This is a genomic window from Nocardia stercoris, assembly GCF_003696265.1.
Taxonomy (GTDB): Bacteria; Actinomycetota; Actinomycetes; order Mycobacteriales; family Mycobacteriaceae; genus Nocardia; species Nocardia stercoris.
This window is the reverse complement of sequence record NZ_RFFH01000008.1, coordinates 93,709-117,188: the sequence shown is the minus strand read 5'-3', so window position 1 is coordinate 117,188 and position 23,480 is coordinate 93,709. Positions and strand designations below refer to the sequence as shown.

Annotated in this window: 27 protein-coding genes; 11 read left to right on the top strand and 16 right to left on the bottom strand. The window is 68.6% G+C overall.

Annotated elements, in window-relative coordinates; translation table 11 throughout:
- Nucleotides 1-41: 41 nt before the first annotated feature.
- Nucleotides 42-629 (bottom strand): Clp protease N-terminal domain-containing protein, encoded by a 588-nt coding sequence (locus EBN03_RS19785; RefSeq protein WP_122189554.1) that lies wholly within the window; start codon nt 627-629, stop codon nt 42-44.
- Nucleotides 629-850, bottom strand: a complete 222-nt coding sequence (locus EBN03_RS19780) for a helix-turn-helix domain-containing protein (RefSeq protein ID WP_122189553.1) — start codon at nt 848-850, stop codon at nt 629-631. The genes EBN03_RS19785 and EBN03_RS19780 overlap by 1 nt, the downstream gene beginning before the upstream one ends.
- A 232-nt stretch (nt 851-1,082) precedes the next feature.
- Between EBN03_RS19780 and EBN03_RS19775 the strand changes: the two genes are divergently transcribed.
- Complete coding sequence (locus tag EBN03_RS19775) at nt 1,083-3,047, top strand: YhgE/Pip domain-containing protein (RefSeq protein ID WP_122189552.1); 1,965 nt, start codon at nt 1,083-1,085, stop codon at nt 3,045-3,047.
- Here EBN03_RS19775 and EBN03_RS19770 read toward each other — a convergent pair.
- The 3 genes from EBN03_RS19770 to EBN03_RS19760 all read right to left on the bottom strand — a co-directional run bounded on the left by EBN03_RS19770 (nt 3,040) and on the right by EBN03_RS19760 (nt 5,589).
- Complete coding sequence (locus EBN03_RS19770; RefSeq protein WP_158675683.1) at nt 3,040-4,071, bottom strand: AraC family transcriptional regulator; 1,032 nt, start codon at nt 4,069-4,071, stop codon at nt 3,040-3,042. The two genes, EBN03_RS19775 and EBN03_RS19770, sit on opposite strands and share 8 nt — an antisense overlap.
- 94 nt (nt 4,072-4,165) lie before the next feature.
- Nucleotides 4,166-5,251, bottom strand: coding sequence for an L-cysteine desulfhydrase Cds1 (gene cds1, locus EBN03_RS19765; protein WP_122189550.1), 1,086 nt, complete (start codon nt 5,249-5,251; stop codon nt 4,166-4,168).
- A complete protein-coding gene (locus EBN03_RS19760; protein ID WP_122189549.1) occupies nt 5,248-5,589 on the bottom strand; it encodes a DUF4229 domain-containing protein in 342 nt (113 codons plus the stop codon). Before EBN03_RS19760 ends, cds1 begins: the two co-directional genes overlap by 4 nt.
- 257 nt (nt 5,590-5,846) lie before the next feature.
- Here EBN03_RS19760 and EBN03_RS19755 point away from each other — a divergent pair, with 257 nt between their 5' ends.
- On the top strand, nt 5,847-6,080 hold the full coding sequence (locus tag EBN03_RS19755; protein ID WP_122189548.1) for a BldC family transcriptional regulator: 234 nt from the start codon (nt 5,847-5,849) through the stop codon (nt 6,078-6,080).
- A gap of 105 nt (nt 6,081-6,185) precedes the next feature.
- Complete coding sequence (locus tag EBN03_RS19750) at nt 6,186-6,878, top strand: HD domain-containing protein (protein WP_158675682.1); 693 nt, start codon at nt 6,186-6,188, stop codon at nt 6,876-6,878.
- 3 nt (nt 6,879-6,881) lie between these two features.
- On the opposite strand, the gene EBN03_RS19745 is transcribed toward EBN03_RS19750, so the two are convergent.
- Entirely contained in the window at nt 6,882-7,274 is a 393-nt protein-coding gene (locus EBN03_RS19745; RefSeq protein ID WP_122189546.1) for a hypothetical protein, read from the bottom strand.
- A gap of 283 nt (nt 7,275-7,557) precedes the next feature.
- The gene (locus tag EBN03_RS19740) at nt 7,558-8,463 is read right to left on the bottom strand and encodes an IclR family transcriptional regulator (RefSeq protein WP_233608472.1); all 906 of its coding nucleotides are present in this window, start codon (nt 8,461-8,463) and stop codon (nt 7,558-7,560) included.
- A 212-nt stretch (nt 8,464-8,675) separates the two neighbouring features.
- Between EBN03_RS19740 and cysD the strand changes: the two genes are divergently transcribed.
- From cysD to EBN03_RS19710, 6 genes are all read left to right on the top strand, one after another.
- Nucleotides 8,676-9,581, top strand: a complete 906-nt coding sequence (cysD, locus tag EBN03_RS19735; protein WP_122189545.1) for a sulfate adenylyltransferase subunit CysD — start codon at nt 8,676-8,678, stop codon at nt 9,579-9,581.
- Nucleotides 9,581-11,458, top strand: coding sequence for an adenylyl-sulfate kinase (gene cysC, locus EBN03_RS19730; RefSeq protein ID WP_122189544.1), 1,878 nt, complete (start codon nt 9,581-9,583; stop codon nt 11,456-11,458). Before cysD ends, cysC begins: the two co-directional genes overlap by 1 nt.
- Nucleotides 11,459-11,531: 73 nt before the next feature.
- A complete protein-coding gene (locus EBN03_RS19725; protein ID WP_122189543.1) occupies nt 11,532-12,719 on the top strand; it encodes a hypothetical protein in 1,188 nt (395 codons plus the stop codon).
- A gap of 20 nt (nt 12,720-12,739) precedes the next feature.
- Nucleotides 12,740-13,528 carry an SDR family oxidoreductase gene (locus EBN03_RS19720; protein ID WP_122189542.1) on the top strand — a complete coding sequence of 263 codons (789 nt, stop codon included), beginning with the start codon at nt 12,740-12,742 and terminating at the stop codon, nt 13,526-13,528.
- Between the two features lie 90 nt (nt 13,529-13,618).
- The gene (locus EBN03_RS19715) at nt 13,619-14,755 is read left to right on the top strand and encodes a sulfotransferase family protein (protein WP_122189541.1); all 1,137 of its coding nucleotides are present in this window, start codon (nt 13,619-13,621) and stop codon (nt 14,753-14,755) included.
- A gap of 238 nt (nt 14,756-14,993) precedes the next feature.
- A complete protein-coding gene (locus tag EBN03_RS19710; protein ID WP_122189540.1) occupies nt 14,994-15,182 on the top strand; it encodes a hypothetical protein in 189 nt (62 codons plus the stop codon).
- A gap of 4 nt (nt 15,183-15,186) precedes the next feature.
- On the opposite strand, the gene EBN03_RS19705 is transcribed toward EBN03_RS19710, so the two are convergent.
- Complete coding sequence (locus EBN03_RS19705) at nt 15,187-15,840, bottom strand: nitroreductase family protein (protein WP_233608471.1); 654 nt, start codon at nt 15,838-15,840, stop codon at nt 15,187-15,189.
- 68 nt (nt 15,841-15,908) lie between these two features.
- Between EBN03_RS19705 and EBN03_RS19700 the strand changes: the two genes are divergently transcribed.
- Nucleotides 15,909-16,292, top strand: coding sequence for a winged helix-turn-helix transcriptional regulator (locus EBN03_RS19700; RefSeq protein WP_122189539.1), 384 nt, complete (start codon nt 15,909-15,911; stop codon nt 16,290-16,292).
- Nucleotides 16,293-16,359: 67 nt separating this feature from the next.
- On the opposite strand, the gene EBN03_RS19695 is transcribed toward EBN03_RS19700, so the two are convergent.
- Nucleotides 16,360-16,776 (bottom strand): nuclear transport factor 2 family protein, encoded by a 417-nt coding sequence (locus EBN03_RS19695; protein ID WP_199742888.1) that lies wholly within the window; start codon nt 16,774-16,776, stop codon nt 16,360-16,362.
- Nucleotides 16,777-16,923: 147 nt separating this feature from the next.
- Complete coding sequence (locus tag EBN03_RS19690; RefSeq protein WP_233608470.1) at nt 16,924-17,964, bottom strand: LysR family transcriptional regulator; 1,041 nt, start codon at nt 17,962-17,964, stop codon at nt 16,924-16,926.
- Between EBN03_RS19690 and EBN03_RS19685 the strand changes: the two genes are divergently transcribed.
- A complete protein-coding gene (locus tag EBN03_RS19685) occupies nt 17,950-18,285 on the top strand; it encodes a putative quinol monooxygenase (RefSeq protein ID WP_122189537.1) in 336 nt (111 codons plus the stop codon). The genes EBN03_RS19690 and EBN03_RS19685 overlap by 15 nt on opposite strands.
- Nucleotides 18,286-18,444: 159 nt before the next feature.
- Here the strand turns inward: EBN03_RS19685 and EBN03_RS19680 are convergent, their stop codons facing one another.
- The 6 genes from EBN03_RS19680 to EBN03_RS19655 all read right to left on the bottom strand — a co-directional run bounded on the left by EBN03_RS19680 (nt 18,445) and on the right by EBN03_RS19655 (nt 23,435).
- Nucleotides 18,445-18,654: a hypothetical protein gene (locus tag EBN03_RS19680; RefSeq protein ID WP_122189536.1), complete on the bottom strand. Its 210-nt coding sequence runs from the start codon at nt 18,652-18,654 to the stop codon at nt 18,445-18,447.
- Between the two features lie 52 nt (nt 18,655-18,706).
- Complete coding sequence (gene ccsB, locus EBN03_RS19675; protein ID WP_122189701.1) at nt 18,707-19,681, bottom strand: c-type cytochrome biogenesis protein CcsB; 975 nt, start codon at nt 19,679-19,681, stop codon at nt 18,707-18,709.
- Nucleotides 19,682-19,685: 4 nt separating this feature from the next.
- Complete coding sequence (gene resB / locus EBN03_RS19670; RefSeq protein WP_122189700.1) at nt 19,686-21,314, bottom strand: cytochrome c biogenesis protein ResB; 1,629 nt, start codon at nt 21,312-21,314, stop codon at nt 19,686-19,688.
- 2 nt (nt 21,315-21,316) lie between these two features.
- Nucleotides 21,317-22,132 carry a cytochrome c biogenesis CcdA family protein gene (locus tag EBN03_RS19665; RefSeq protein WP_122189535.1) on the bottom strand — a complete coding sequence of 272 codons (816 nt, stop codon included), beginning with the start codon at nt 22,130-22,132 and terminating at the stop codon, nt 21,317-21,319.
- A complete protein-coding gene (locus EBN03_RS19660) occupies nt 22,129-22,719 on the bottom strand; it encodes a TlpA family protein disulfide reductase (protein WP_122189699.1) in 591 nt (196 codons plus the stop codon). Before EBN03_RS19660 ends, EBN03_RS19665 begins: the two co-directional genes overlap by 4 nt.
- Nucleotides 22,720-22,829: 110 nt before the next feature.
- On the bottom strand, nt 22,830-23,435 hold the full coding sequence (locus EBN03_RS19655; protein WP_122189698.1) for a histidine phosphatase family protein: 606 nt from the start codon (nt 23,433-23,435) through the stop codon (nt 22,830-22,832).
- Nucleotides 23,436-23,480 lie beyond the last annotated feature (45 nt).

The window sequence follows — 23,480 nt, the reverse complement described above, 5'->3', positions numbered from 1 at the left end:
CGGACGAATTCCGGGCACCGTAGCGCTCTCGGCGCGCGACGTCAGGCGGCGCGGTCGAGGAAGGTGCGGACGCTGTCCCCGACGCGGCGGACACCGTCGGGGCCACCGAGCAGTTCGGTGACGACCGGCCCGGGTGCGCGCACGATACCGAGGACCAGATGGCCGGCCTCGATGGTCTTGTCCCCGCGCGAAACCGCTTCGCGCAGGCCCAGTTCCAGGGCTTTCTTGGCGTCTTCGGCGAACGGGATGTGCCCGGTGTGCACGCTGCCGCCCCGCAGGAACCGGCTGCGCCGGGATTCCGCGGCGGGGACCGCCCGCTCGAGTGCGTCGGCGCCGAAGACCGACTCGAGGCTGTCGCGGACGGCATCGAGGTCGATGCCGATGGATTTCAGTGCGGCGGCGTCGGCTTCGCCCAGCGGCTCGCCGGTTCGCCTGCCGTACAAGGCGGTTCGCAGGCTGTCGGCGGTGACCCCGTCGGCCGCGAGGGTCGCGCGCAGCCCTTCGTCTGGGCAGGCCACCAGCCCGAGCAGCAGATGCTCGGCGCCGATGCGCGGAGTGCGCAGTTCCCGCGCTTCTTCCTGGGCCACGACCACCGCGTGTCTCGCGGTCTTGGCGAATCGTTCGAACATCAGCGGACCCCGCCTCTCCGGTTGTACTTCTGGTGGACCGCCTGCCGGCTGACCTCGAGCGCGTCCGCGATCGCTTGCCAGGACCAGCCCTGTGCGCGGGCATTGGTCACCTGGATCGCTTCGAGTCGCTCGAGCAACCGCCGCAGTGCGAGCACTGCGCGGAGCCCGACCGTGGGGTCGGGACTGCCGGCCGCGGCCGCCAGAGTCGTTGCTTCACTCATGAATGTCAATTTACGTTGACATGCGCGCGATGTCAACAAAAATTGACACCAATCCGGGGGCATAGCGGCCGCCCTGGGGTGGCATCGCGGCCGATTCGTCCGCATCACCGACCGGGATCTCCGGCCACGTACCTAGCCTGAGGGCCAGCCCTCGCAGACCCGGACCAGGTCGCGGCCACTGTCACGCCCGACCGATCCGAGCGCGAGGCGACGTGAGCGAAGGAATGCGAAGATGACGAAACTCTCGGCCGGCGGGCCGGTCGGCCGGTGGCTGCGCGCGGTTCCGCGCGCGGCGCTGGTACGCACGGCCGTGGTGTTGTTCCTGATCGTGCCGGCCCTGATCTCGGCCGTCTTCATGTGGACCATGTGGGATCCCACGGTCTACTTGAAACAGGTCCCGGTCGCGGTCTCGAACGACGACCAGGGCGCGGTCGTCGACGGCAAGACCCAGAATCTGGGCACCGAGATCCTCGACGGGGTCACCGCGGGCGGCGATCTGCAGTACCACCGGGTGAACAGCGCCGAAGCGCTGGCCGGGGTCCGGGAGAACCGCTACGCGTTCTCGATCGTCATCCCGCGCGACTTCACCCGCGACATCTCGAGCGTCACCGACGCCCGACCCACCAAGGCGCACATCGTGGTCTGGTGCAACGACCTCAACGGGACGCTCACGCCCTCGGTCGTCCAGGGTGTACTCGCCGACGCGCAGCGGCAGATCACCGCGACCATCGGCAAGGAGTACGCGAACCAAGTCCTGGTCGGAATCAACACGCTCGGTTCGGGTCTCGGTGACGCGGCGCAGGGCGCGGGCCAGGTCACCGACGGCGCACGGCAGCTCGACTCCGGTGCGGGGCAGCTGGCGAGCGGACTCGACGACGCCGCATCCGGTGCGGCCCAACTGAATACGGGTGCCGGGCAACTCCATACCGGCGCAGCGCAATTGGCGGACGGCGCGCAGCAGCTGGTCGGCGGGACCGATCAGCTCGGCGACGGCGCGGTCCAGATCCGCGACGGCATCGACTCGGTGATCACTCCGGCGCTCGACGCCCTCACCCCCGCGCAGCGGCTCGCCCAGGACCTGCAGCCGTTCCTGGACCAGTGGCGGACCGGCGGCGATCCCGCCCTCGCCGACGCCGCCACGCAGCTGACCTCCCTGCTCGCGGAGACCCGCTCCGACAACCCGGACGGACTGGTCGGCCAGCTCACCCAATTGCGCGACGGTACAAGGGAACTCGCGCGCCAGCTCACCGATCCGGCCGCCGACTACCGTTCCGGGGTACTGCAGCTGGCCGACGGCGCCCGCCAGTTGCGGGACGGCGCCGGGCAATTGAGCACCGGCGTCGGACAGCTCGACCAGGGCCTGATCCAGCTGCGGGACGGCGGCCACCAGCTGCAGCAGGGCACCACCCAACTCGCCGGCGGCACGGACCAATTGGATGCCGGGCTGCGCGACGGCGCGGCGCAGGCACCGCACATCTCCGACGTCGACGCCTCGGCCGGCATGTTCAGCGAGCCGCTGGACCTGGACGTGCACAACCAGCACCCCAGCCAGGTGGTCGTGAACGGCGATCCCACCCACAAGGACCTGGCCGACGGATCCGGCCCCGCACTCGTGCTGCTGGCCAGTTTCCTTGCCGCCCTGGTGATCTGGATGCTGCTCGGTGCGGTGCGCGCGGGCCGGCTCGCGAACGTGACCGTCGCGGCGGCGGCGCGCTCGGTGGCCGGCCGGGCCGCGATCGGCGCGCTGCTGGGGGCTGTGGCCGCCGCGGCGGCGGCCGCGTTCGGCTCCTCGGTGGGCTGGGCACCGCAGAACTGGCCGGTGATGAGTCTCGTTGTGGTGCTGGTCGGTATCACCGCGGCGGTCACCATGCAGACCTTCGTGGTGGTGCTCGGCCGGGTGGCCGGATCGATCACCGCGGTGTGCTGGTACATGATCCAGATCTTCGTGTTCGGCGGCATCTTCCCGCCGGGCACCACCCCGACCCCGTTCCGGCCGTTCAAGGACCTGGCGCCCATGACCTTCGGCTTCCGGGCTGTCGTTCGCGGCGATATGGCGTTGTACGACACCATGTTCTGGGTGTCGATCACCATGCTGGTGGCGATGTCTGTTGTGGCCGTGGCGATCTCGATCGCCGCCGTCTACCTGCGCGGAAGGCGCGCCGAGCCGGCACCGGCCCTGGCGCTCGCCGCTACGTGAGGTCGCGGGAGTCCCGGCGGACGGTACTGGGCGGGCGGCCGGTCCAGCGCTGGTAGGCCCGCCGGAACTCTCGGGCGTCGCTGAACCCGGTCCGGCGGGCCACCGCGTCGATGGTGATCGCCGGATTGCTCAGCAGCACTGTGGCATAGCGTTCCCGGACCCGATCGCGCAGCGCGCTGAAGGTCTCACCGGCCGCGCCGAGTTGCCGGCGCAGCGTGCGCTCGGAGACGTGCAGTTGCTCGGCGACCGCGGCCATGGTCGGCGCGGTCGCCATGCTCAGGCTCAGCACCGCTTCGACCTCCGCGACCAGGTCCGGCGCCGGTGATTCCGCCAGCAGCCGCCGGCAGCTCGCCACGGCCGTGGCCCGGATGGTGGCGTCGTGGGTGGCCAGCGGCCGACGCAGGTACTCGACCGGGAAGACCAGGTGGTCGGCGCCGGCCGCGAACCGGATCGGGCATTCGAAGTACCGATGGTATTCGGCCACGTAGGGCGGCGGCGGATAACTGAGCTGCACCGAGACCGGAGCGCAGTCGGCGCCGATCATGGATCGGGCGAGCGCGACCACACTGCACATCGCCTCCTCCACGACGAGCACGGTCAGCTCCGGATCCGGGAACCGCTGGCGCAGCGACAGCACCACCACCCCGTCCGCGATCTCGGCCTCCGCGTCCACGAGAGTGCCGGAGGCGCGGTGCAATTCGAGCGCGATCTCGAAGGCCTCGGCGACCGACGCGGAGGTGCGCACGGCCAGCCCGACCATCCCGAACGACAACAGGAAGTCCCGCCGGCCCAGCCGCATCCCCACCGGTTCGCCGGGCATGGACCGCAGCGCGCGGCGCAGAATCGTCGCGGTCTGCCGGTACGGGACCCGGACCTCGGGCGAGGTGAGCTCGTCGGGGTCGACGCCGGTGCCGGCGAACCAGGACGCCACGGGCGCGCCGTCCCGGCGGCCCAGATCGACCAGGCCGGCCAGCACTCTGGGCGGGATCACCGGTCGCAGCAACGGGTCGGTCGGCAGGGTCATGGGTCTTCTCAGCTCACTACACGGACCTGCAGAATGACGCATTCCTGATCACTTGTCCAGGATGAGATGATCCGGCGAGGCCAGGTAGCGGCGTCTACCCGGTCCAGTTACCGGTGGCGACGAACTCGTCCAGCACCGCCTGCGGGCCGGACAGGTCCATCCCCTGCTCGGCGACCCAGTCGTCGTCGAAGTAGGTCCCGGCATAGCGGTCGCCACCGTCGCACAGCAGCGTGACCACGCTGCCCCGGCGCCCCACGGCCCGCAGTTCCGCCACGAGCGCGAACGCACCCCACAGATTGGTACCCGTGGAGCCGCCGACCCGGCGGCCCAGCACCGTGCTCGCGTGCCGGCAGGTGGCGATCGACGCCGCGTCGGGCACCTCGATCATCCGGTCCACCACCTGGCCGACGAAGGACGGCTCGACCCGCGGCCGGCCGATTCCCTCGATGCGCGAAGGCATCCCGGTCTGGTAGCCGGCGTCGGCGGTCTCGTAGCCGCCGAAGAACGCGGAGTTCTCCGGGTCGACCACGGCCAGCCGGGTGGCGTGCCGCCGGTACCGGATGTAGCGGCCGATCGTGGCGCTGGTGCCGCCGGTGCCCGCGCCGACCACCACCCAGTCCGGCACCGGATGCGTCTCCAAAGCCATTTGCTGGTAGATCGATTCGGCGATGTTGTTGTTGCCGCGCCAGTCGGTGGCGCGTTCGGCGTGGGTGAACTGGTCCATGTAGTGACCGCCGCACTCGGCCGCCAGCCGCGCCGCCTCGGTGTAGATGTCGGGCGCGCGATCCACGAAATGGCAACGGCCACCCTGTGCTTCGATCAGCGCGATCTTCTCCGGGGAGGTCTTCGCCGGCACCACCGCCACGAAGTCCAGGCCCAGCAGAGCCGCGAAATACGCCTCACTGATGGCGGTCGAGCCCGAACTGGCCTCCACCACCGTGGTGTCCGCACCCACCCAGCCGTTGCAGATCGCGTACAGGAACAGCGATCTGGCCAGCCGATGCTTGAGACTGCCTGTGATGTGGGTGGATTCGTCCTTCAGATACAGCTGCACGCCCCACTCCACCGGCAGCGGATACCGCAGCAGGTGGGTGTCGGCGCTGCGTTGCGCGTCGGCCTCGATCAGCCGGACCGCGTCGTCGACCCAGTCGCGGGAAGTACTGCGATCGCAGTACTTCACTCCTCGTCCTCGCCGCGCAGCCGCGCGCGCAGGTCGGCCTTGTCCGCCCGGCGCTTCTCGTCCACCTCGGCGATGCTCTCGTTCAGCCGGACCCGCAACCGGCGGAACGCCACCATGGACAGCGGCAGCGACAGGATCACCGCGAACAGCAGGGCGATCAACAGCGGTAGTTCGACGTTCAGCAAACGTGCGACACCGAGGATTATCGCGGCGAGCACGGCCGCGAGCGCCAACCGCGCCAGGGTGTACAGGGCGAAGTTGCGCGCCAAGCGCCGACCGGCCGTGCCCGAGGCGGCCGGGCTGCCCGGGTCGTTCTCCGGAAGGGATGCATCACTCACGCCGACCAGCCTATGCGCTCGTCCGGAGGGGCGCGAAGGCGGTAGTCGGGTGTGGCCCAGACCACGCTCGGACAGCGTAAAAATGGTCGCCAGAAGTTGTCTGGACCCCGTCTGATCTGCGTTTTTCAAGCAGTACGGCGATCCGTTTTGTCTATTACTTCCCCTTTACCAAAGTTAGATCATTCGAGTACGTAGGGGTACTAGTGCAACGATGTCGCTATCTGATGAGGGAACGTCGAGAACGGAAGGGTTTGCGAATGACTGTGATCACCGCGACGAACCGCACTTTCGGGTCCGTCACCGGGCAGGAGAGCCTTCTTACCCCGGGCCAGGTTGCGGCTTTGTTCCACGTCGACCCCAAGACCGTGACCCGGTGGGCACATGCGGGCCGGCTGGGTTCGCTGCGCACTCCCGGCGGCCACCGCCGCTTCCGTGAGACGGAGGTCATGCAGCTGCTGAAGTCACTCACTACTGAAGCCACGCGTATCTAGTTCTCCCCGATCCCGGATCGGCGGCGGCTGCGGCGGAATACTCCGTCGCAGCCGCTTTTTCGTCCGCTACCGTGTGGAGAACGGCGATCCGAGGAGGCCACCGGCGTGAACCAGCAGACCCCCGCAGATCGAACTCCGGACAACGACGCCGGCGAGCCGAACGCCCGGCAGTTCGCCGAAATCGCCCACGGGGACCAGAGATACGGCGACGGCCCGTACGTGAACCATCTCGCCGCCGTCCGCGCGGTACTGGCCGATTTCGGCTTCGGCGGCGACCTCGGGCAGGCGGCCTGGCTACACGACGTCCTCGAGGACACCCCCGTCACCCGCGCCGAACTCGAATCACGCTTCGGCGCAGCGGTTACCGACCTGGTCTGGGCGGTCACCGGAATCGGCTCCGACCGCAAAGAGCGAAACCTCGACGCCTACCGCAAGATCGCCGCCCACCCGCGCGCGGTGATCCTGAAACTCGCCGACCGCACCGCCAATGCCGAAGCCAGTCCACCGGATTCGAGCTGGATGGCGATGTACCGCGAGGAGCACCCCGGTTTCAGCGCGAAGCTGCGCCCGCTGCTGGCCGCCGACGAAACCGTCACCGCCATGTGGTCCCGCCTGGAGCGCCGGCTCAGCCTGCACGTCCGCGAAGCCGACCGGGCCTGGCCCGAGATCGACCGGCTCGCCCGTTCCGGCGCCCACAGCGCGGCCCTGGACCTGCTGCAATCGGCCTTCGGTGTCGAACGCGACGAAGCGGAAAGAGTTCTCGCCGAGCGCGGTCCGGGGCAAGACCGGATCGGTTAGGCGTCAGGGGCGCGACACCCGCAACTGGACGACCGGCACGCCGCCCTTCATGTCCCACTCGACGGTGTCAACGCGGAACCGCCCCTGGTCCAGCAGCAGGACCTCCTCGCGCGCCGGAATGCGCCAGCCGGCAGGCCAATCCAGGTCGATCGGGTCGGTGCGGGCCGCGCGGCCGTCGGCGGGGGTGACGTAGACCTCGACGGCCTGGCCGCCGGAACGGCGCTTACCGGCGCATTCGGCCTTGTGCGCGTCGATCAGCTCGTGCAACAGTTCCGCGCGCACGGTACCGCCGTGCCCGGAGAAGATCACGCCACCGCACCCACGGCATTCGACTGCCGTCTCCACGGGCATGAAAACCTTCTCCGCCTTCGGGACCCGGGTCTCCGTGTCGGTCATGCCGTCGATCCTCCTCGCACCTCCGCCCGCCTGCCAACCACGAGCGACACCCCGGCACACACGCCGGGTGATCCGACAACCGTAACGCCTCGCCTCCTTCACGGTGGGAGCAGCCGGACAGGTGCCCGAACTGGTCAGCGCACCGACCGCGACATGGGGATGCCCCCAGCGTCGCCGGGGCAAACACTCGCCACACCGGACTTCGGCCCGAGCGCACGATCATCGGCCCGAAACGACGGAAATCGCCTGCTATGGGCGAACATTGTGCGCTCAGGCCGGTGACTCAGCCGAGGTGACCCGCCGCGACCGTGCCCGCTGCGGCCACTGTCGCGGCGGCCAACTCGTGGATTCCGGCCTTTGACAACGTGGTGTCCGGGCAGGCGACCACGGATGCGATCACCTCGCCGCCGGCTGACGTGATCGGGGCGGCGATGGAGACGACCGCGTTGTGCTCACCGAGCTCGTCGGGCAGGTAGTCGATGGTGATGAGATCGGTGATCAGCGCGCCCAGGCCCTGCCGCAGCGGGTCGGTGGCGGGGGAATTCCGCAGCGCGGCAAGCACGTCCATCATGGGCCGGGAGTCGTCGGCGAGGCGCTCGACCGAGTAGCCGCGCTCGGCGATCGCGTCCAGCACCACCGCCAACCGCTCACGATGCGCCGGGATCGCGGAGTCGAGCCAGGCGCGCCGCTCGGGCTCCGGTGCCCAGGCGATGAATTCGCGGCACAGGGGCGGCGCCTTCGGCAGCCGGCGGCCGGCCCGGATCCACGGGACCGACGGGTCGCCGACCACCTCGGTGATCAGGATGGAGTCGGCTTCGCGCTCGGCCAGGAAGACCGGCACGTCGTGGCCGGCGGCGAGTTCGCGCAGGGCGGGCAGCGCGCGCCGGCGCAGCGGGAACGAGGCCTCGGCTCGGCGGGCAACCGTGACCAGCTCCAGCCCGAGGCCGTAGTTGCCGTCGGCGTCGCGGACCGTCCAGCCTTCGGCGGTGAGCTGAGTGAGGACCGCGTGAGCGGTGGCCCGGGACATGCCGGTGGCCCGGACGATCCGGGCCAGCGACAGCCGTTCGGCCGGGTGCCGGGAGAGCAGTTCGACGGCGCGCACGACCCGCTTGGTCGGCGGCGAGGCATCGGTATCGATCGGACTCTCCGGCGCGAGCAGCTCGCCGGCGGCCCCGTTGGCATCGGTCACAGCACATCCCTTGTTCACACGGCAGCACGCGGACACCGGAAACGGGTCTTGACCGCGGCACGGTCGCGACCTATCGTCAGTGTCACATTATCGAACAATAGCGTCGAGTATTCGACATTGCAACCCGGCCCTCCTGCCGTTCGGAGCATGCGACCTGTTCGAGGTGACGGATAGCCGACACGGCTAGTGGACGTAGCAAGCGAGACGACATCATGCGCACGGGATACGAGTTGCCGCATTCGACTGCCCTGGAGGCGGAATCGGTGCACATCATCAGAGAGGTCGCCGCCACGTTCGAACGTCCGGTGCTGCTGTTCTCCGGCGGCAAGGACTCGGCGGTGCTGCTGGAACTGGCGCGGCGCGCCTTCTGGCCCGCTCCCCCGCCGTTCCCGCTGCTGCACATCGACACCGGGCACAACTTCGACGAGGTCATCGAGTTCCGCGACCGCACCGTCGAGCGGCTCGGCATGGACCTGGTCGTCGGCAGCGTGCAGGACGACATCGACACCGGCCGGGTCGTGGAACGCGCGGGCGAGACCCGCAACCGGCTGCAGACCACCACCCTGCTGCGCACGCTGCGCGAGCACCGCTTCGACGCGGCCTTCGGCGGCGCCCGGCGCGACGAGGAGAAGGCGCGCGCCAAGGAGAGGGTGTTCAGCTTCCGCGGCACCGACGGCGGCTGGGACCCCCGTGCGCAGCGCCCCGAGGTCTGGAACCTCTACAACGGCCGGCACCGGCGCGGCGAGCACATCCGGGTGTTCCCGCTGTCCAACTGGACCGAGCTCGATATCTGGGAGTACATCGAGCAGACCGATATCGAGCTGCCGTCGCTGTACTACGCGCACCGCCGCACCGTCGTCGAGCGGGACGGAATGCTGCTGTCCGCCGGCAGATTCGTCACCCCCGAACCGGGTGAGCAGACCCGCGAGGCCACCGTGCGCTTCCGCACCGTCGGCGACGCCACCTGCACCGGGTGCGTCGAATCCACCGCCGCCACCGCGGCCGAGGTGATCGCCGAGACCGCCGCCGCCCGGATCACCGAGCGCGGCGCCACCCGGGCCGACGACCGAATCTCAGACTCCGGCATGGAGGATCGCAAACGAGAGGGCTACTTCTGATGCGCCGCAACATGTTGCGCCTGGCCACCGCGGGCAGCGTCGACGACGGCAAATCCACGCTGATCGGGCGGCTGCTCTACGACTCGAAGAGCCTGTTCACCGACCAGCTCGACGCCCTGGCCCGAACCCCCAGTGCCCGGCCGGATCTCGCGCTGATCACCGACGGTCTGCGCGCGGAACGCGAGCAGGGCATCACGATCGACGTGGCCTATCGCTACTTCGCCACGCCGCGAAGGAAATTCATCGTCGCCGACACCCCGGGACACGTGCAGTACACGCGCAACATGGTGACCGGCGCGTCCACCGCGGACCTGGCGCTGATCCTGGTCGACGCGCGCAAGGGCATCTCCGAGCAGACCCGGCGGCACGCCTTCCTGTCCGCGCTGCTGGGGGTGCGGCACCTGGTGCTGTGTGTGAACAAGATGGACCTGGTCGAGTGGTCCGAGCAGCGCTTCGAGGAGATCCGTTCGGAATTTTCCGATTTCGCCACCAAACTCGACGTCGGCGACCTGACCTTCATCCCGGTCTCCGCGCTGCTCGGCGACAATGTGGTCGAAACCTCTGCGAACACACCGTGGTACCCCGGTCCGTCGCTACTGCGGCATCTGGAGGAGGTGCACATCGCCTCGGACCGCAACCTGATCGACAACCGGCTGCCCGTGCAGTACGTGATCCGCCCGCACGGCGACAGCCCGCGCAGCTACGCCGGGACGGTGGCCGGCGGAATCTTCGCTCCCGGTGACGATGTGGTGGTGCTGCCGTCCGGACGCACCAGCCGGATCACCCAGATCTGGGGTCCGGGCGGCACCAAGGTCGAGGAGGCGTTCACCGGGATGGCGGTGGCGCTCACCCTCGACGACGACATCGACGTCGGCCGCGGGCACATGCTCGCCCGGCCCGGCAACCAGCCACGCATGGACCGCGATCTCGACGCCATGGTGTGCTGGTTCTCCGACACCACCGAACTGCGGGCCGGCAACAGCTACGTGCTGCGCACGGCCACCCAGCTGACCACGGTGCGGGTCAGCACGCTGGACTACCGGCTCGACGTCAACACCCTGCACCGGCAAGCGGACGCGGATCACCTGTCGCTCAACAACATCGGGCGGCTCACGCTGCACAGCCACCAGCCGGTCATGTTCGACGCCTACCGCGACAATCGCGCCACCGGCAGCTTCATCCTGATCGACGAGGCCACCGACCAGACCGTGGCCGCGGGCATGATCACCGGGCGCAACCCCGGGAAGCCCGAGGTGGCGGCGCAGGTCCGCGGCGAACGGCCGCCGCGCTCCGACGTCACCTGGCACCGCTCGGCCGTCGACCGCGAGGGACGCCTCAGCGCCGGCGCCACCGTATGGCTCACCGGGCTGTCCGGTTCCGGGAAGTCCACCATTGCAGTGGAATTGGAGCGGCTGCTGATCGAGGCCGGGCGGCCCGCCTACCTGCTCGACGGGGACAATCTGCGGCACGGCCTCACCCGGGACCTGGGGTTCAGCGACGACGACCGGCGCGAGAACATCCGCCGGGTGGCCGAAGTCGCGGCGCTGCTCGCGGACGCCGGTGTGGTGGCGATCGTTTCGCTGATCAGCCCGTTCCGGGAGCAGCGGCGCCTCGCCCGGCAACTGCACGACGACCGGCGACTGCCGTTCCACGAGGTCTTCGTCGACACCCCGCTCACCGAATGCGAGCAGCGGGACCCGAAGGGGCTGTACAAGCGGGCCCGCGCCGGGGAGATCCCGCAGTTCACCGGTATCGACTCCCCCTACGAGCGACCGCAATTCGCCGAACTGATCGTTACACCGGACGACGGCAGCCCGGCCGACATCGCCCGTCGCATCCGCCGTGAACTTCGCGAAACGCCCTGGGGCCCGGCCTGAACGGTCAGCGCCGGAGGCGCGGCGTGACCACGCAGGCCCTCCGCTCAGGCCGAAACTACAAGGAAGAGGACTGATGGAACAACCGAACCCCCCGCTCACCGAACCGTTCCTCGCGGCGGTGGCGGAGTCCGAAAAGCTCGTTGCCGACGCCGATTTCATCCGGGACGAGGCGGACCTCGCCGAAGGGTACGACTATCTGCAGGGCAGCATCGCCGCCGTGCTGCAACTGTCCCGCGCCCACGGCACCTCGCATCCGTACTTCGTGAGCTCCACCGGTCCGTATACCAAGATGGGCCTGGACAATCCGGATACGCTCTACTACCACGCCACGATCGAACCAGGTGCCGAGTACCTGGTCACCGGCGTGCGCGGCAGCACCGTGGACCTGAGCTTCCAAGTGCTGCAGGGCAATTACACGGCCGCCTCGGTCCCCGGCGGTGAGGACGCCTTCGACGACCGGCGGCTCGAGATCGCCGCGGACGGCAGCTACGCGCTGCGCTTCGGCCCGCCGATCGACAACCCGCCGTCGAACTACTTCCCGCTCGGCGAAGGTGCCTCGATGCTCGCCGTGCGCGAGGTGTACGGCGACTGGAACGCCGAGCAGAAGGGCAAGATCCGCATCGAGCGGGTCGACACCGTCGGCACCGCACCGGCGGAACCCGATGTGGCGCGGCTGCGCAAGCGATACCAGGCCGCCGGGCGAATGCTGGTGACCCGCATGCACACCTGGTTCAACTTCCCCAAGTGGTTCTACCTGGACCTGCCGGTGAACACGCTGACCGAGCCGCGGCTCACCCCGGGCGGGCTGAGCACGCAGTACTCGTCGGTGGGCCACTTCGATCTGGCGCCGGATCAGGCGCTGGTGATCACGGTGCCCAAGTCCGACGCGCCGTACATGGGCTTCCAGCTGGGTAGCCGGTGGTACATCTCGCTGGACTACGTGAACCACCAGACCAGCCTCAATCACGCTCAGGCGCAGGTGGATCCGGACGGAATGATTCGGATGGTGGTGTCGGCGAGCAATCCCGGGATCGCGAACTGGATCGAGACCACCGGGCGCAGCCTCGGGATTCTGCAGTTCCGCTGGCAGCGGGTGGACCGGCCGGTCACACCCGCCGAGGGGCCCACCATCGAGCTGGTGCCGGTCGACAAGGTCGCCGAGCGCCTGCCCTACTTCGAGCGCAATCGGATCGACGCGCACGGCTGGCAGGAGCGGATCGCCGCACGTCAGCGTGGTTTCGCAGAACGGATGCTGGGGTGAACACCCCAGGAGGAGACGATATGAGTACGAATCTGCTGGCCGGCAAGGTCGTCGTGGTGAGCGGCATCGGTCCCGGTCTGGGCCGTTCGCTCGCGCTGGAGTCCGCCGCGGCGGGGGCGAACGTGGTGCTGGCGGCGCGCACCGAGTCACGGCTGCTGGAGGTGGCCGGGGAGATCGAAGCGGCCGGTGGTGCGCCCACCCTGTGTGTGCCGACCGACATCACCAGCGACGACGAGGTGCAGAACCTGGTGGCGCGCACCACCGAGACCTTCGGCAAGGTGGACGCGCTGATCAACAACGCCTTCTCGGTGCCGTCCATGAAGGCGTTGGCCAAGACCGACTTTCAGCAGATCCGCGACAGCGTGGAGCTGACCGTGCTGGGCGGGCTGCGGATGACGCAGGCCTTCACTCCGGCACTGGCGGAGACCGGGGGCGCGGTCGTGATGATCAACTCGGCCGTGCTGCGGCACTCCGAACCCCGGTACGGCAGTTACAAATTGGCGAAGTCGGCGCTGCTCGCCATGTCGCAGACCCTGGCCACCGAGCTGGGCTCGAAGGGCATCCGGGTCAATACCGTTGCGCCCGGATACATCTGGAACGACCAGCTGAAGTGGTACTTCGGTGAGATCGCCAAGAAGTACGGCATCACCGTCGAGCAGGTCTACGAACAGACGGCCTCGAAGTCGGATCTGAAGCGATTGCCCGAGCCCGACGAGATCGCCCGCGCCGCAGTCTTTCTCGCCTCGTCCTGGGCGAATGCGATTACCGGCCAGACCCTCGACGTCAACTGCGGCGAATACCACGTCTGATCGCGACCGGGCCGGAGGAGACCGACCGCGTCTACCGGATCGGCGCGGCGAGCAGGCGAATCAGCACAACCTGAGGAGAATTGCGTAGCAATGACCGCACGCATCAACGTCGGCACCGTCGACGACCTACACGCCTCCGCGACGAAAGTCGTGGGGCTCACCGACTTCGGCGCCGACAGCGACTACCGGGAGGCGCTCGGCGTCCTGCTGGAGTCCTATCAACGCGATGCCGGGCTCACCGAACTCGGCAGCAAGATGAACCGGTACTTCCTGCGCGGCGCGCTCGCCGCCCGCGCGCTCAGCGAAGCCGGCTTCAAGGCCAACCCGGGCTACGCGGACACCGTGATCGACCGCCCGATCTTCGTCACCGGCCTGCCCCGCACCGGCACCACCGCCCTGCACCGCCTGCTCGCCGCCGACCCTCAGCACCAGGCGCTGGAGATGTGGCTGGCCGACTTCCCGCAGCCGCGCCCGCCGCGCGACACCTGGGCCGACAACCCGATCTATCAGGCGCTCGACGCCGGGTTCGCCCAGCACCGGGTGGAGCACCCGGAGTTCATGGGCGTGCACTACATGAGCGCGGCCGAGGTCGAGGAGTGCTGGCAGCTGTTGCGCCAGAACGTCACCTCGATCTCGTACGAGTCGCTGGCTTACCTGCCCACCTACTCGCAGTGGCTGCGCGGCCAGGACTGGACGAATTCCTATGCGCGACACAAGAAGAACCTGCAGCTGATCGGTCTCGGCGACACCCGCCGCTGGGTTCTGAAGAACCCCAGCCACCTGTTCGCTCTGGACGCGCTCATGGCCGTCTACCCCGACGCCCTGGTCATCCAGACGCACCGCGACCCGCTGCAGGTCATCGGCTCCTCCTGCAGCCTCTCCGAGCAGGCCGCCGAAGGCTGGTCCACCGCCTTCACCCCCGAGCGAATCGGCAGCACCCAGCTGGAACTGTGGTCCCGTGGACTCCGCGAATTCACCACGGCCCGAGCTAAATACGACCCGGCACAGTTCCTCGACATCGACTTCGAGGACCTGCGCGCCGACCCGATGGGCACCGTGGACAAGATCTACTCGTCCTTCGGCCTGGAACGCACTGAAGCCGGCATCGCCGCCATGCGGGCCCTCGACGACGAGAGCAAGTCCGGCGACCGCCGCCCGGTCCACAACTACACGCTGGAAACCTACGGCCTGACCGAAGCCCAGGTCAGAGACGCTTTCGCCAGCTGAACCGCGGTCCCGAACGAGCGAACCCGGTGTGCGACAAGCACACCGGGTTCGCTCGTCTCAGGGTGTAGGAGCTGGGGCCGTCGCCCACAATCTGTCTGCGACATAATGTCCAACCAAGACGACTGCTTCGAGCTCGGCAGCCGCATGCCAACCCGGAGCACCCCCGACCGGCACCCCAGCAACCCTCCGGCAGCACAGGGGCATACTGGACACCGGCCCCTACGACCGGAGGTGCGACATGTCCCATCAAGACCGCGAAAACCTCTCCCAGGACGCCCGCCGCAAGGAAGGTAACGAGCGCTCCGGCTGGCACGGACACCCGCATGAACGCGAAGCGGAAACTTCCGGCGAACGTCGCGAGGAGAACGTCGAAACCGAACAGGCCACCCGGCTCGCCAACACCGAACTCGGGGAGGACCCGCTGTAGCGGGCTAGGGGTTCGCCGCTGGATAGCGGTCGCGGAACACGGTGCGGTCGACTGCTCGCCGGCCGGGGTGGATCCGCTGCTCGGCGGCGTACCCGACCGACATGAGCAGGGCGACGGCCAGGTCGGGGCGGTCCTCGATACCGATCACCTGCTTGACCTTCGCCTCGTCCCAGCCGTTCATCGGCGAGGTGGACAGACCCAGCTCGGTGGCCGCCAGCATCACGTAGGTGGCGGCGATCATGGCGTCCTTGACCGCGTATTCGCGCAGCAGCCCGTGCGCCGCCAAGCCCTGCTGGAATTCGGTGGCGGCCGCCGCGAAGCCGGTCACGAACTCCTCACTCCACGCGCCGCGGCGGCGGGCTGCTTCGTACACGTCACTCCGATCCGCCTGCCACGCTTCGGTTTCGGCGACGAAGACGAGCATCACCGGCGCCTCCTGCGGCTGCGGTTGCCCATCGGTCGCCCAGGTCAGCCCGTCGCGACCGGCCGGATCAGTGATCACGACAATCGACCGATCCTGCAGGTTCCAGCTCGACGGCGCCTCCATGGCCAGTTCGAGCAGGGTGTCGAGGGTGGCCGCCGGGACCGGGTCGGGGCGGTAGTGCCGCACCGTGCGGCGGGTGCGGATGGCTTCGGTCACCGAGATCATCGTGTTCATGCCACTAACTATCGGAGAGTGACAATCCAATGGGAAGAAGGCACTAATTAGTGCGTTACTCTCGAATTGTGACCACTGTCGTTGAATCCTCCGGCCTGCCCGCCGACGCGTACTCGGCCAAGTGCCCCACCCGCCAGGTCCTCGACCACATCGCCGGCAAGTGGACCGTCCTCGTCATCGACGCCCTCAGCCAGGACGGAACCATGCGCTACACCGACCTGTTCAAGCGCATCGACGGCGTCTCCCAGAAAATGCTCACCCAAACCCTCCGCAGCCTGGAAACCGACGGGTTCCTCACCCGCACAGTCCATCCCACCATCCCGCCACGCGTCGAATACCAGCTCACCGCCCTCGGCCGCAGCCTGGCCGAACCGATCGCCGCACTACGCACCTGGACCGAACTGCACATCAACGAGATCGAACGCGCCCGCCACGCGGCGGCTGACCGCTGACCGCGCGACACCGACAATCGGCCGAGCAGACCGCCCACGAACGGGACCGAGGCCGCACCCCAGCGGTTCAGGCCTCCTCGGACAGCACCGCCAAGACCGCCGCGGTGTCGTGGTAGTAGGGCCGGAACTCGGTGATCAGGCCGTCTCGGAAGCTGATCCATTGCAGCAGAGACGTTTCCAGCACCCGGCCGGTGCGGCGCGCGCGCAGCCTGCCCCGGCTGTAGACCACGATCCGATCGCCCTCGGCGAGGAACCGCTGCTCGTCGAACCACAGTCCGTCCCAGCTGGCCTCCATGGCGGTGAGGAAGTCGCGGAAACCCGCGTGGCCCTGCCAGCGGCCGCCGTAGGGCAGGCTCGGCGCCTGGTCCATGACGATGTCGTCAGCGAGATGCCTTGCCATTTCCTCGAATCCGGCTCCTTCGGTGAGGAAGGCCGCCTCAGCGGCGTAGAAGGCTTCCAGCGTGGTCATCGCATCCATGATCATGCCCCGATCCTCGCCGGGCATCTGGCACCGGCGCTGGCGAGAATCGGCCGTGGCGGTGAGTTGCAGGACCGCGACCCGCGGACTGGCTAGTTCGTCGACGCGCGGGAAGGAGGAGATCACCAAGCAGCGCCGGCCCCGAGCCGAGGTCTACGAATCGCCTGTGCTGCCAGTTTCGGTGGCCGCCGTACCGTTGAGCCAATTCGTCTCTGCAGCAAGATCTTTTGCAACCAACCGGACACGCTGATGCATCGGCAGCAGCGTGTACGGCAGCACCAGGCAGGTGGTGAGCACTGCGGCCGTCCGCAGCGGACGCCACGTCAGACCCGGCGGATGCGCCGACAGGGCGGCCTCCCCGGCCAGAGAGACGGCCGCACCGCTGCGCACCACGCGCTGCGACAAGTCGAAAGCGACTATGGGGGAATGGAAGCGAGGAACCGGACCGGCCCCCAATAGCCCGACGAGTTGGTCGTGGGCCACCGGGTTGGCGGCCCGCTCGTGTAGCTGGACGGGATATCCCGCCAGATCGGCGACGTCGATCTCCGCGTTCGCCGCCAGCGGATGGTCCGCCGCAAGCTGGACACCGATTCGCTGCTGCCGCAAGGGAAATCGGCGGACGCCTCGCCCCGGCTGTTCGGCACGGGTGATACCCACATCCAGTCTGCCCTCGGCAACCGCCGGCGAGATCTCAGGTGTCGGCATCGGTGCGGCCGTGACATCCAGGCCCGGCAGCGCGCGCACCAGCGCGTCGACCAGCATGGGGGCGGTCTCGGCGCCGGCGCTCAGGCTGTACCCGATCCGCAGCGGCCCGGCCGCACCGGCACCGATCCGGCGCGCCGCATCGAAGGCACGGTCCACCGCCGCCAGTGCGGCCGGCGCCGATTCCACCAAAGCCGTTCCCGCCGGGGTCAATTCCACCGTCCGCGTTGTGCGAACGAGCAGCTGTGTACCGAGATCCGCTTCCAGCCGCCGGATCCGGGCACTCAACGCGGGCTGCGCGATGCCGATCCGTACGGCCGCCCGCGTGAAGTGACGCTCCTCGGCAACCACCAGGAAGTAGCGCAGACTCAGAATGTCCGGCCCCACGGCGCCTCCAGCGGATTGATAACGATCGGCGCTGAGTCTAGTGCCAATCCGTCTTTCCCCCACCGCCGCCCACACCCTTAACGTGCAGGTATGCCGAATATTCAACTGTCCGCCGTGATCGAGATCCGACCCGAATTCATCGCCGACTTCGAACGAACCGTAGACGACCTCACCACCGCCGCAGCCGCCGAGCCAGGCCTACTCGAATACCGCATCTGGCGTGACCGCACGGACCCCCACCGCTTCCTCATCCTCGAGCGCTACCTCGACCAGCAAGCCCTCGACACCCACCGGGCTCTCCCCACCGTCCAGGCATTCGTCACCGCCCTCCCCACTTGGCTGGCAATCAGCAGCCGTGCCGCCCTCCACACCACAGAAGAATTCGGCACCATCCCACTGAACACCGCCGTCCCCACGCAAAGCTGATTCGACTGATTCCTGTGCTACCCGCCGCGCAGCTAAGGAACAACCAGCAGCTGGCCGACTTTGGATCTCACGATCGAGAAGCGCCTACGATCGAGTGTGGCGACGGTGATTTGTCCCGGCTGTTGACGAGCGCGACGATCGGCCCGGTGTCGACGGCAATCACTCGGCCGCGCCGCGGTCGAGTTCGTCGCGAACGATCTCCTTGGCATGCTCGGCCAGGTCCGGTTCTGCGGCGGCGACGCCCGCGCTACGAAAAGTCCGGCGACCGGCCTTACCCATCAGCTGACGCAGCACCTCGGTAGCCGCCGGCACCTGATCATCCGGAACCGATTCGGCCAGCCGAATCAGCTCCTCATGGCTCGCGCTCATGACGACAATGTAGGTCGGCCGGACCCGGGCAAGTCCGCACAGACGACAGCTGTCAGTTCAGCCCCGCGTAGCTGTGCAGCCCGCTCACCACGATGTTGATGATGAACAGGTTGAACAGCATTGCCACGAACCCGGCCAGGTTGATCCACGCCGACTTGGTTTCGCGCCAACCCGAGGTCGCCCGCGCGTGCAGATAAGCCGCGTAGATCACCCAGGCGATGAAGGAGACGGTTTCCTTCGGGTCCCAGCCCCAGAAGCGGCCCCAGGCGGACTCCGCCCAGATCGCGCCGAGGATGATGCCTGTGCCGAAGATCGGGAAGCCGATGATGGTGGTGCGGTAGGCGAGGCGGTCGAGGGTGCGGGCGTCGGGGAGGCGGCGAGCGATGGCGCCGAGGATGTTGTCGGACTCCGCGCCCTCGGGCTGGGCCAGGCGGAGCAGGAACAGGAGGCTGGCGACGCCGGCCACCAGGAATACGCCGCTGCCGAGGCTGATCACGGTGACGTGGATGGGCAGCCAGTAGGACTTGAGGGCGGGGACGACGGGGGCGGCGTCGGCGTAGAGCAGGGTGCCGGCCAGGAACATCAGGATCAGGACCGGGACCAGCAGGAACGCCCACATGCCGCGGTACTTCTGTTCCCGCAGCAGGATCACGCCGAGCGTGACCGCGCCGGCGGTGGCCATGGTGACGAACTCGTACATGTTGCCGAGCGGGAAGCGGTGAGTCGCGAAGCCGCGCAACACGATTGCCAGAATGTGCAGGCCCAGTGCGACGAACAGCACCGCGAACGCCATGTTGCCGAGGCGGTCCGGCAGCGGCTTCGACGGCTTCGGCGCCACCCGGCCCGGGCCGGCACCGGCGGGCACGGTGTCGCCGACGCCGGCGGCGACCAGTTCCCGTTCCTCCGCCCGCTGCGTGTACGCCAGCGCGAACTGCACCACCAGCATGACGAAGACCAGGCAGTAGACGACGATCGCGGACTTGAAGGCGAGATCGCTGTAAGAGGCGATGGTGCTGTCGATGGGCATCGTGTCAGTCTCCCGGTGTGGGCGGTTCGCCCAGCAGTCGTTCACGGAGGCGGTCGAATTCGCCACCCCAGCCGGCCTGGTCGGTGCGGGCCAGACCACCCATTTCTACTACAGTACGTCGTTGATCCTCGGAGGTGGTGTCAGGGTAGGCCCGCAGCCAGATCCGGCGGCGTTTCACCACCAGCGACACCAGCAGCCCCGCCATCATGCTCAACGCACTCAACAGCACCCAGCTCTGCGCCGGATTATGCGAAACCTGCAGGTTGGCGAACTGCTCGGCGCCGTCGAAGGTGACCTTCGTGCCGTCGCCCAACGTCGCGGTCTCCCCCGGCTTCAGGTTCACCCGCTGGTCCTTCACCAGCCGGCCCTGACTGATCATCTGCGGGTCCAGCGCGAACAACGACTGCGGCTTCCCGGTGTCGAGCCCGGTCTCGCCGCGATAGATGTCGACCGCCACCGCCGGATCGTTCATGGCCGGGAACTGCGAGGTCAACAGGGTTCCGTGCAGGAACGCGGTCGGCGCGAACAGGCCCTCGATCGCGACCTGATGCTTGCGCCGCTCGTCCTCGTTGGCGAACATGCCGCCCGGCGGGTCGAACCGCAGCACCCCGCTGGACAGGAAGGTGGAACCGTCGTCCGGCCGCCACTGCACCGCCTCGGTGCGGGTCTGCCCGTCCGGGTAGGTGATCGTGAACTTCGGCGCGTACCCGTGGCCCTGCAGATAGATCCGGTCACCGGCGACCCGCAGCGGGTGATTGACCTGAATCGTGGTGTCGCGCCACGTGTTCGACGCGATGTCGCCACCGGTCTGGTACCCGATGTGCGCGGTGAACATCGAGGCCTCACCGGTCGGCAGATAGTCGGCCTGGAAGTCCTGCACCCGCACACACACCGGCGTCAGCCCGGTCCCGTCCACCACCTGCCCGGCCCGGAACGAGTCGAACACGGCCGGCGACGTAGTGCAGAAGCCCGGCCCGCCGTCGGCGATCACGATGACATTGCCCTCGTACCCGAACAGCTTGCCCAGCGCCACCGAGGTCAGCAGCCCGACCAGCGACAGATGGAACACCAGGTTGCCGAACTCGCGCAGATACCCCTTCTCCGCCGACAGCGTGACGCCGTCCTGCTCGGCCCTTTCGATCACCCGCCACCCGCGCAGGCCCTTGCGCGCCCGGGCGATCACATCGGCCGGCGCGGCGTCCAACGTCGTCGCCTTCGCGTGGTGCGGCAGCCGGCCCAGGTTGCGCGGCACCTGCACCGGCGGGGTGCGCAATGCCTTGTAGTGGTCGAATACCCGCGGCACGATGCAGCCGACCAGCGACACGAACAGCAGCGCGTAGACGGCGGTGAACCAGAAGCTGCCGAACACGTCGAACAGTTCCAGCCGGTCCATCCACGGTCCGAGCGTGGGCCGGTCGGCGATGTACTTGTCGACCTTCGGCGCGTTGAGGCTGCGTTGCGGCAGCAGGGCGCCGGGGATCGCGGCCAGCGCGAGCAGGAACAGCAACATCAGCGCGGTACGCATGCTGGTCAGCCCGCGCCACGTGTTGCGCAGCAGGGCGAAGGCACGGCGCGGCAGTGACTGCCGAGGCGGCCGCGCCGGGGCGGCCGGGGTGAGAGTCGAAGTAGTCATCATCAGATCGGGAGAGTCACTCGGTCAACGAAAACGTCGCGCACATAGCCGACGAACTGGTCCCACACGCCGGTCACCAGCGCGACGCCGACCGCGACCAGCAGCACACCGCCGATCACCTGAATGGTGCGGGAATGGCGGCGCAGGAACCCCACACCGCGCAGGGCCGACGCGGAACCGAACGCCAGCACGACGAACGGCAGCCCCAACCCGAGGCAGTAGGCCACGATCAACACGACACCGCGCACGGCCGTAGTGCCCTCGGTGCCGGCCGATACGGCCATCACCCCCGACAGCGTCGGACCCAGGCACGGCGTCCAGCCGAGCGCGAACACCGCCCCCAGCAGCGGCGCACCGAGCACGCCGGTCATACGCCGCGGATGCATACGGGTGTCACGCTGCAGCGCCGGGACCAGGCCGAGGAAGGCCAGACCCATCACGATGGTGACCACACCGCCGATCCGTTGCAGCAGATCACGATTCACGTTCAACGTCTGGATCAAGCCGAACACGGTCACCGAGGCCAGCACGAACACCACGGTGAACCCGGCCACGAACAACCCCGCCGCGCCCGCGACCCGCAGCCGACCGGACTTCTCCGCCACCGCGGTCCGCTGCGCCTGCCCGACCGTCGCCGGCGGCGCGTCGGCGCCCACCAGGCCGGCCAGATACGACAGGTAGCCGGGGACGAGCGGCACCACGCACGGCGACGCGAACGACACGAGTCCCGCCAGCAGGCACGCGCCGAGCGCCAGCACCAGCGGCCCGGTGGCCGCGGTCTGCTGGAACGAGGTGCCGACGTCGGCAAGGACGGTCACAGGTCCGGCTCCGCCGCGATGCGGTCGACGGCCTGCTGCAGGTCGTCGGCGGTCAGTGAACGCAGGAAGACCTCGGCCACGCGGTGCTTGCGATCCAGGATCAGCGTGGTCGGGATGACGCTGGTGGGGAACTTGCCGCCGAGCGCGATCAGGGTGCGCATCGCCGGATCCCAGATCGACGGGTAGCCGATGTGGAAGCTGGTCACGAAGTCCTGCGCCTTGTCCTGCTGCGGATCCCGGACATTGACACCCAGGAACGCGACCCCGCGGTCCTTCGACTTCTCGTACACCTGCTGCAGCGCCGGCGCCTCACCGCGGCACGGGCCACACCATTGGCCCCAAATGTTCAGCACCACAACCTGATTCGGGAAGTCCGCGATACCGGTGGTCTTACCTTTGGTCATCAGATCGGGTCCGGAGAGGTTACCGATCGTCCCGCGCGAGGCCGGCGGGTCGTAGCTGATGTCGGTCTTGCCGCCGGGCGACACGAAATCGAAGGTGCCGCCGGTCGCCACCGCGTCCTTACCGGCGGACGAACACCCCGCGACCACCGCGACGACAGCAGCCGCCGCCGCGACCACCCGCACGTACCGCCCGAAACCCGACGCCGGCCCCCGCCCGCTCACGCTGTGTCGATGAGGCGTGAGCGGAGGGCCTGCGTGGTCACGCTTCGCTACCGCCTCCGGCCCTTGACCGCTCACGCCCCGGTCACCTGAGGATCCGACGCCCCCGCGGGCTCGGAGTACACGATGTCGACGAGGGTGTCGCCCAGGTAGACCAGCGAGGTCACCGACGCCAGCGAACACTGCCGGTTGCGGGGGTCGTGCCAGAGCCGCTTGCCCTCCAGGAAACGGCGCAGCGTCCACACCGGCAGCTGATGCGACACCAGCACCGCCTCGTGCCCGATCGCTTCCGCGCGCGCCTTGTTCACCGCGGCCAGCATGCGGTGCGCGATCTGCAGGTACGGCTCACCCCACGACGGGGTGAACGGGTCGCGCAGCTTCCACCAGTGCCGCGGCTTGCGCAGCGCGCCGTCACCGACCGAGACCCGCAGGCCCTCGAAGGTGTTGCCGGCCTCGATCAGGTTGTCGTCGGTGCGCACCGCCAAGCCGTGTTCGGCGGCGATCGGCGCGGCCGTCTCCTGCGCGCGCTGCAGCGGAGACGCCACCACCAGCGCGATGTCGTGGTCGGACAGGGCCTTCGCGACCATCGTCGCCTGGTTGCGGCCGTTCTCGGCCAGGGTGAAGCCGGGCAGACGGCCGTAGAGGATGCCCTTCGGGTTGTAGACCTCGCCGTGCCGCATCACATGCACGATCGTTTCCAGGTCGGCGGGCAGCGGCTGCGGGTC

Bases quoted from the DNA above. Each gene is read 5' to 3' on its own strand.
- EBN03_RS19745 (WP_122189546.1), bottom strand. From the start codon at position 7,274: ATGACCGACACGGAGACCCGGGTCCCGAAGGCGGAGAAGGTTTTCATG.
- EBN03_RS19710 (WP_122189540.1), top strand. From the start codon at position 14,994: ATGTCCCATCAAGACCGCGAAAACCTCTCCCAGGACGCCCGCCGCAAG.
- EBN03_RS19755 (WP_122189548.1), top strand. From the start codon at position 5,847: ATGACTGTGATCACCGCGACGAACCGCACTTTCGGGTCCGTCACCGGG.
- cysC (WP_122189544.1), top strand. From the start codon at position 9,581: ATGCGCCGCAACATGTTGCGCCTGGCCACCGCGGGCAGCGTCGACGAC.
- EBN03_RS19770 (WP_158675683.1), bottom strand. From the start codon at position 4,071: ATGACCCTGCCGACCGACCCGTTGCTGCGACCGGTGATCCCGCCCAGA.
- EBN03_RS19655 (WP_122189698.1), bottom strand. From the start codon at position 23,435: ATGCGGCACGGCGAGGTCTACAACCCGAAGGGCATCCTCTACGGCCGT.
- EBN03_RS19775 (WP_122189552.1), top strand. From the start codon at position 1,083: ATGACGAAACTCTCGGCCGGCGGGCCGGTCGGCCGGTGGCTGCGCGCG.
- EBN03_RS19715 (WP_122189541.1), top strand. From the start codon at position 13,619: ATGACCGCACGCATCAACGTCGGCACCGTCGACGACCTACACGCCTCC.
- resB (WP_122189700.1), bottom strand. From the start codon at position 21,314: ATGACTACTTCGACTCTCACCCCGGCCGCCCCGGCGCGGCCGCCTCGG.
- EBN03_RS19780 (WP_122189553.1), bottom strand. From the start codon at position 850: ATGAGTGAAGCAACGACTCTGGCGGCCGCGGCCGGCAGTCCCGACCCC.
- EBN03_RS19720 (WP_122189542.1), top strand. From the start codon at position 12,740: ATGAGTACGAATCTGCTGGCCGGCAAGGTCGTCGTGGTGAGCGGCATC.
- cysD (WP_122189545.1), top strand. From the start codon at position 8,676: ATGCGCACGGGATACGAGTTGCCGCATTCGACTGCCCTGGAGGCGGAA.
- ccsB (WP_122189701.1), bottom strand. From the start codon at position 19,681: ATGCCCATCGACAGCACCATCGCCTCTTACAGCGATCTCGCCTTCAAG.
- EBN03_RS19705 (WP_233608471.1), bottom strand. From the start codon at position 15,840: ATGAACACGATGATCTCGGTGACCGAAGCCATCCGCACCCGCCGCACG.
- EBN03_RS19680 (WP_122189536.1), bottom strand. From the start codon at position 18,654: ATGAGCGCGAGCCATGAGGAGCTGATTCGGCTGGCCGAATCGGTTCCG.
- EBN03_RS19785 (WP_122189554.1), bottom strand. From the start codon at position 629: ATGTTCGAACGATTCGCCAAGACCGCGAGACACGCGGTGGTCGTGGCC.
- EBN03_RS19725 (WP_122189543.1), top strand. From the start codon at position 11,532: ATGGAACAACCGAACCCCCCGCTCACCGAACCGTTCCTCGCGGCGGTG.
- EBN03_RS19695 (WP_199742888.1), bottom strand. From the start codon at position 16,776: ATGATCATGGATGCGATGACCACGCTGGAAGCCTTCTACGCCGCTGAG.
- EBN03_RS19685 (WP_122189537.1), top strand. From the start codon at position 17,950: ATGCCGAATATTCAACTGTCCGCCGTGATCGAGATCCGACCCGAATTC.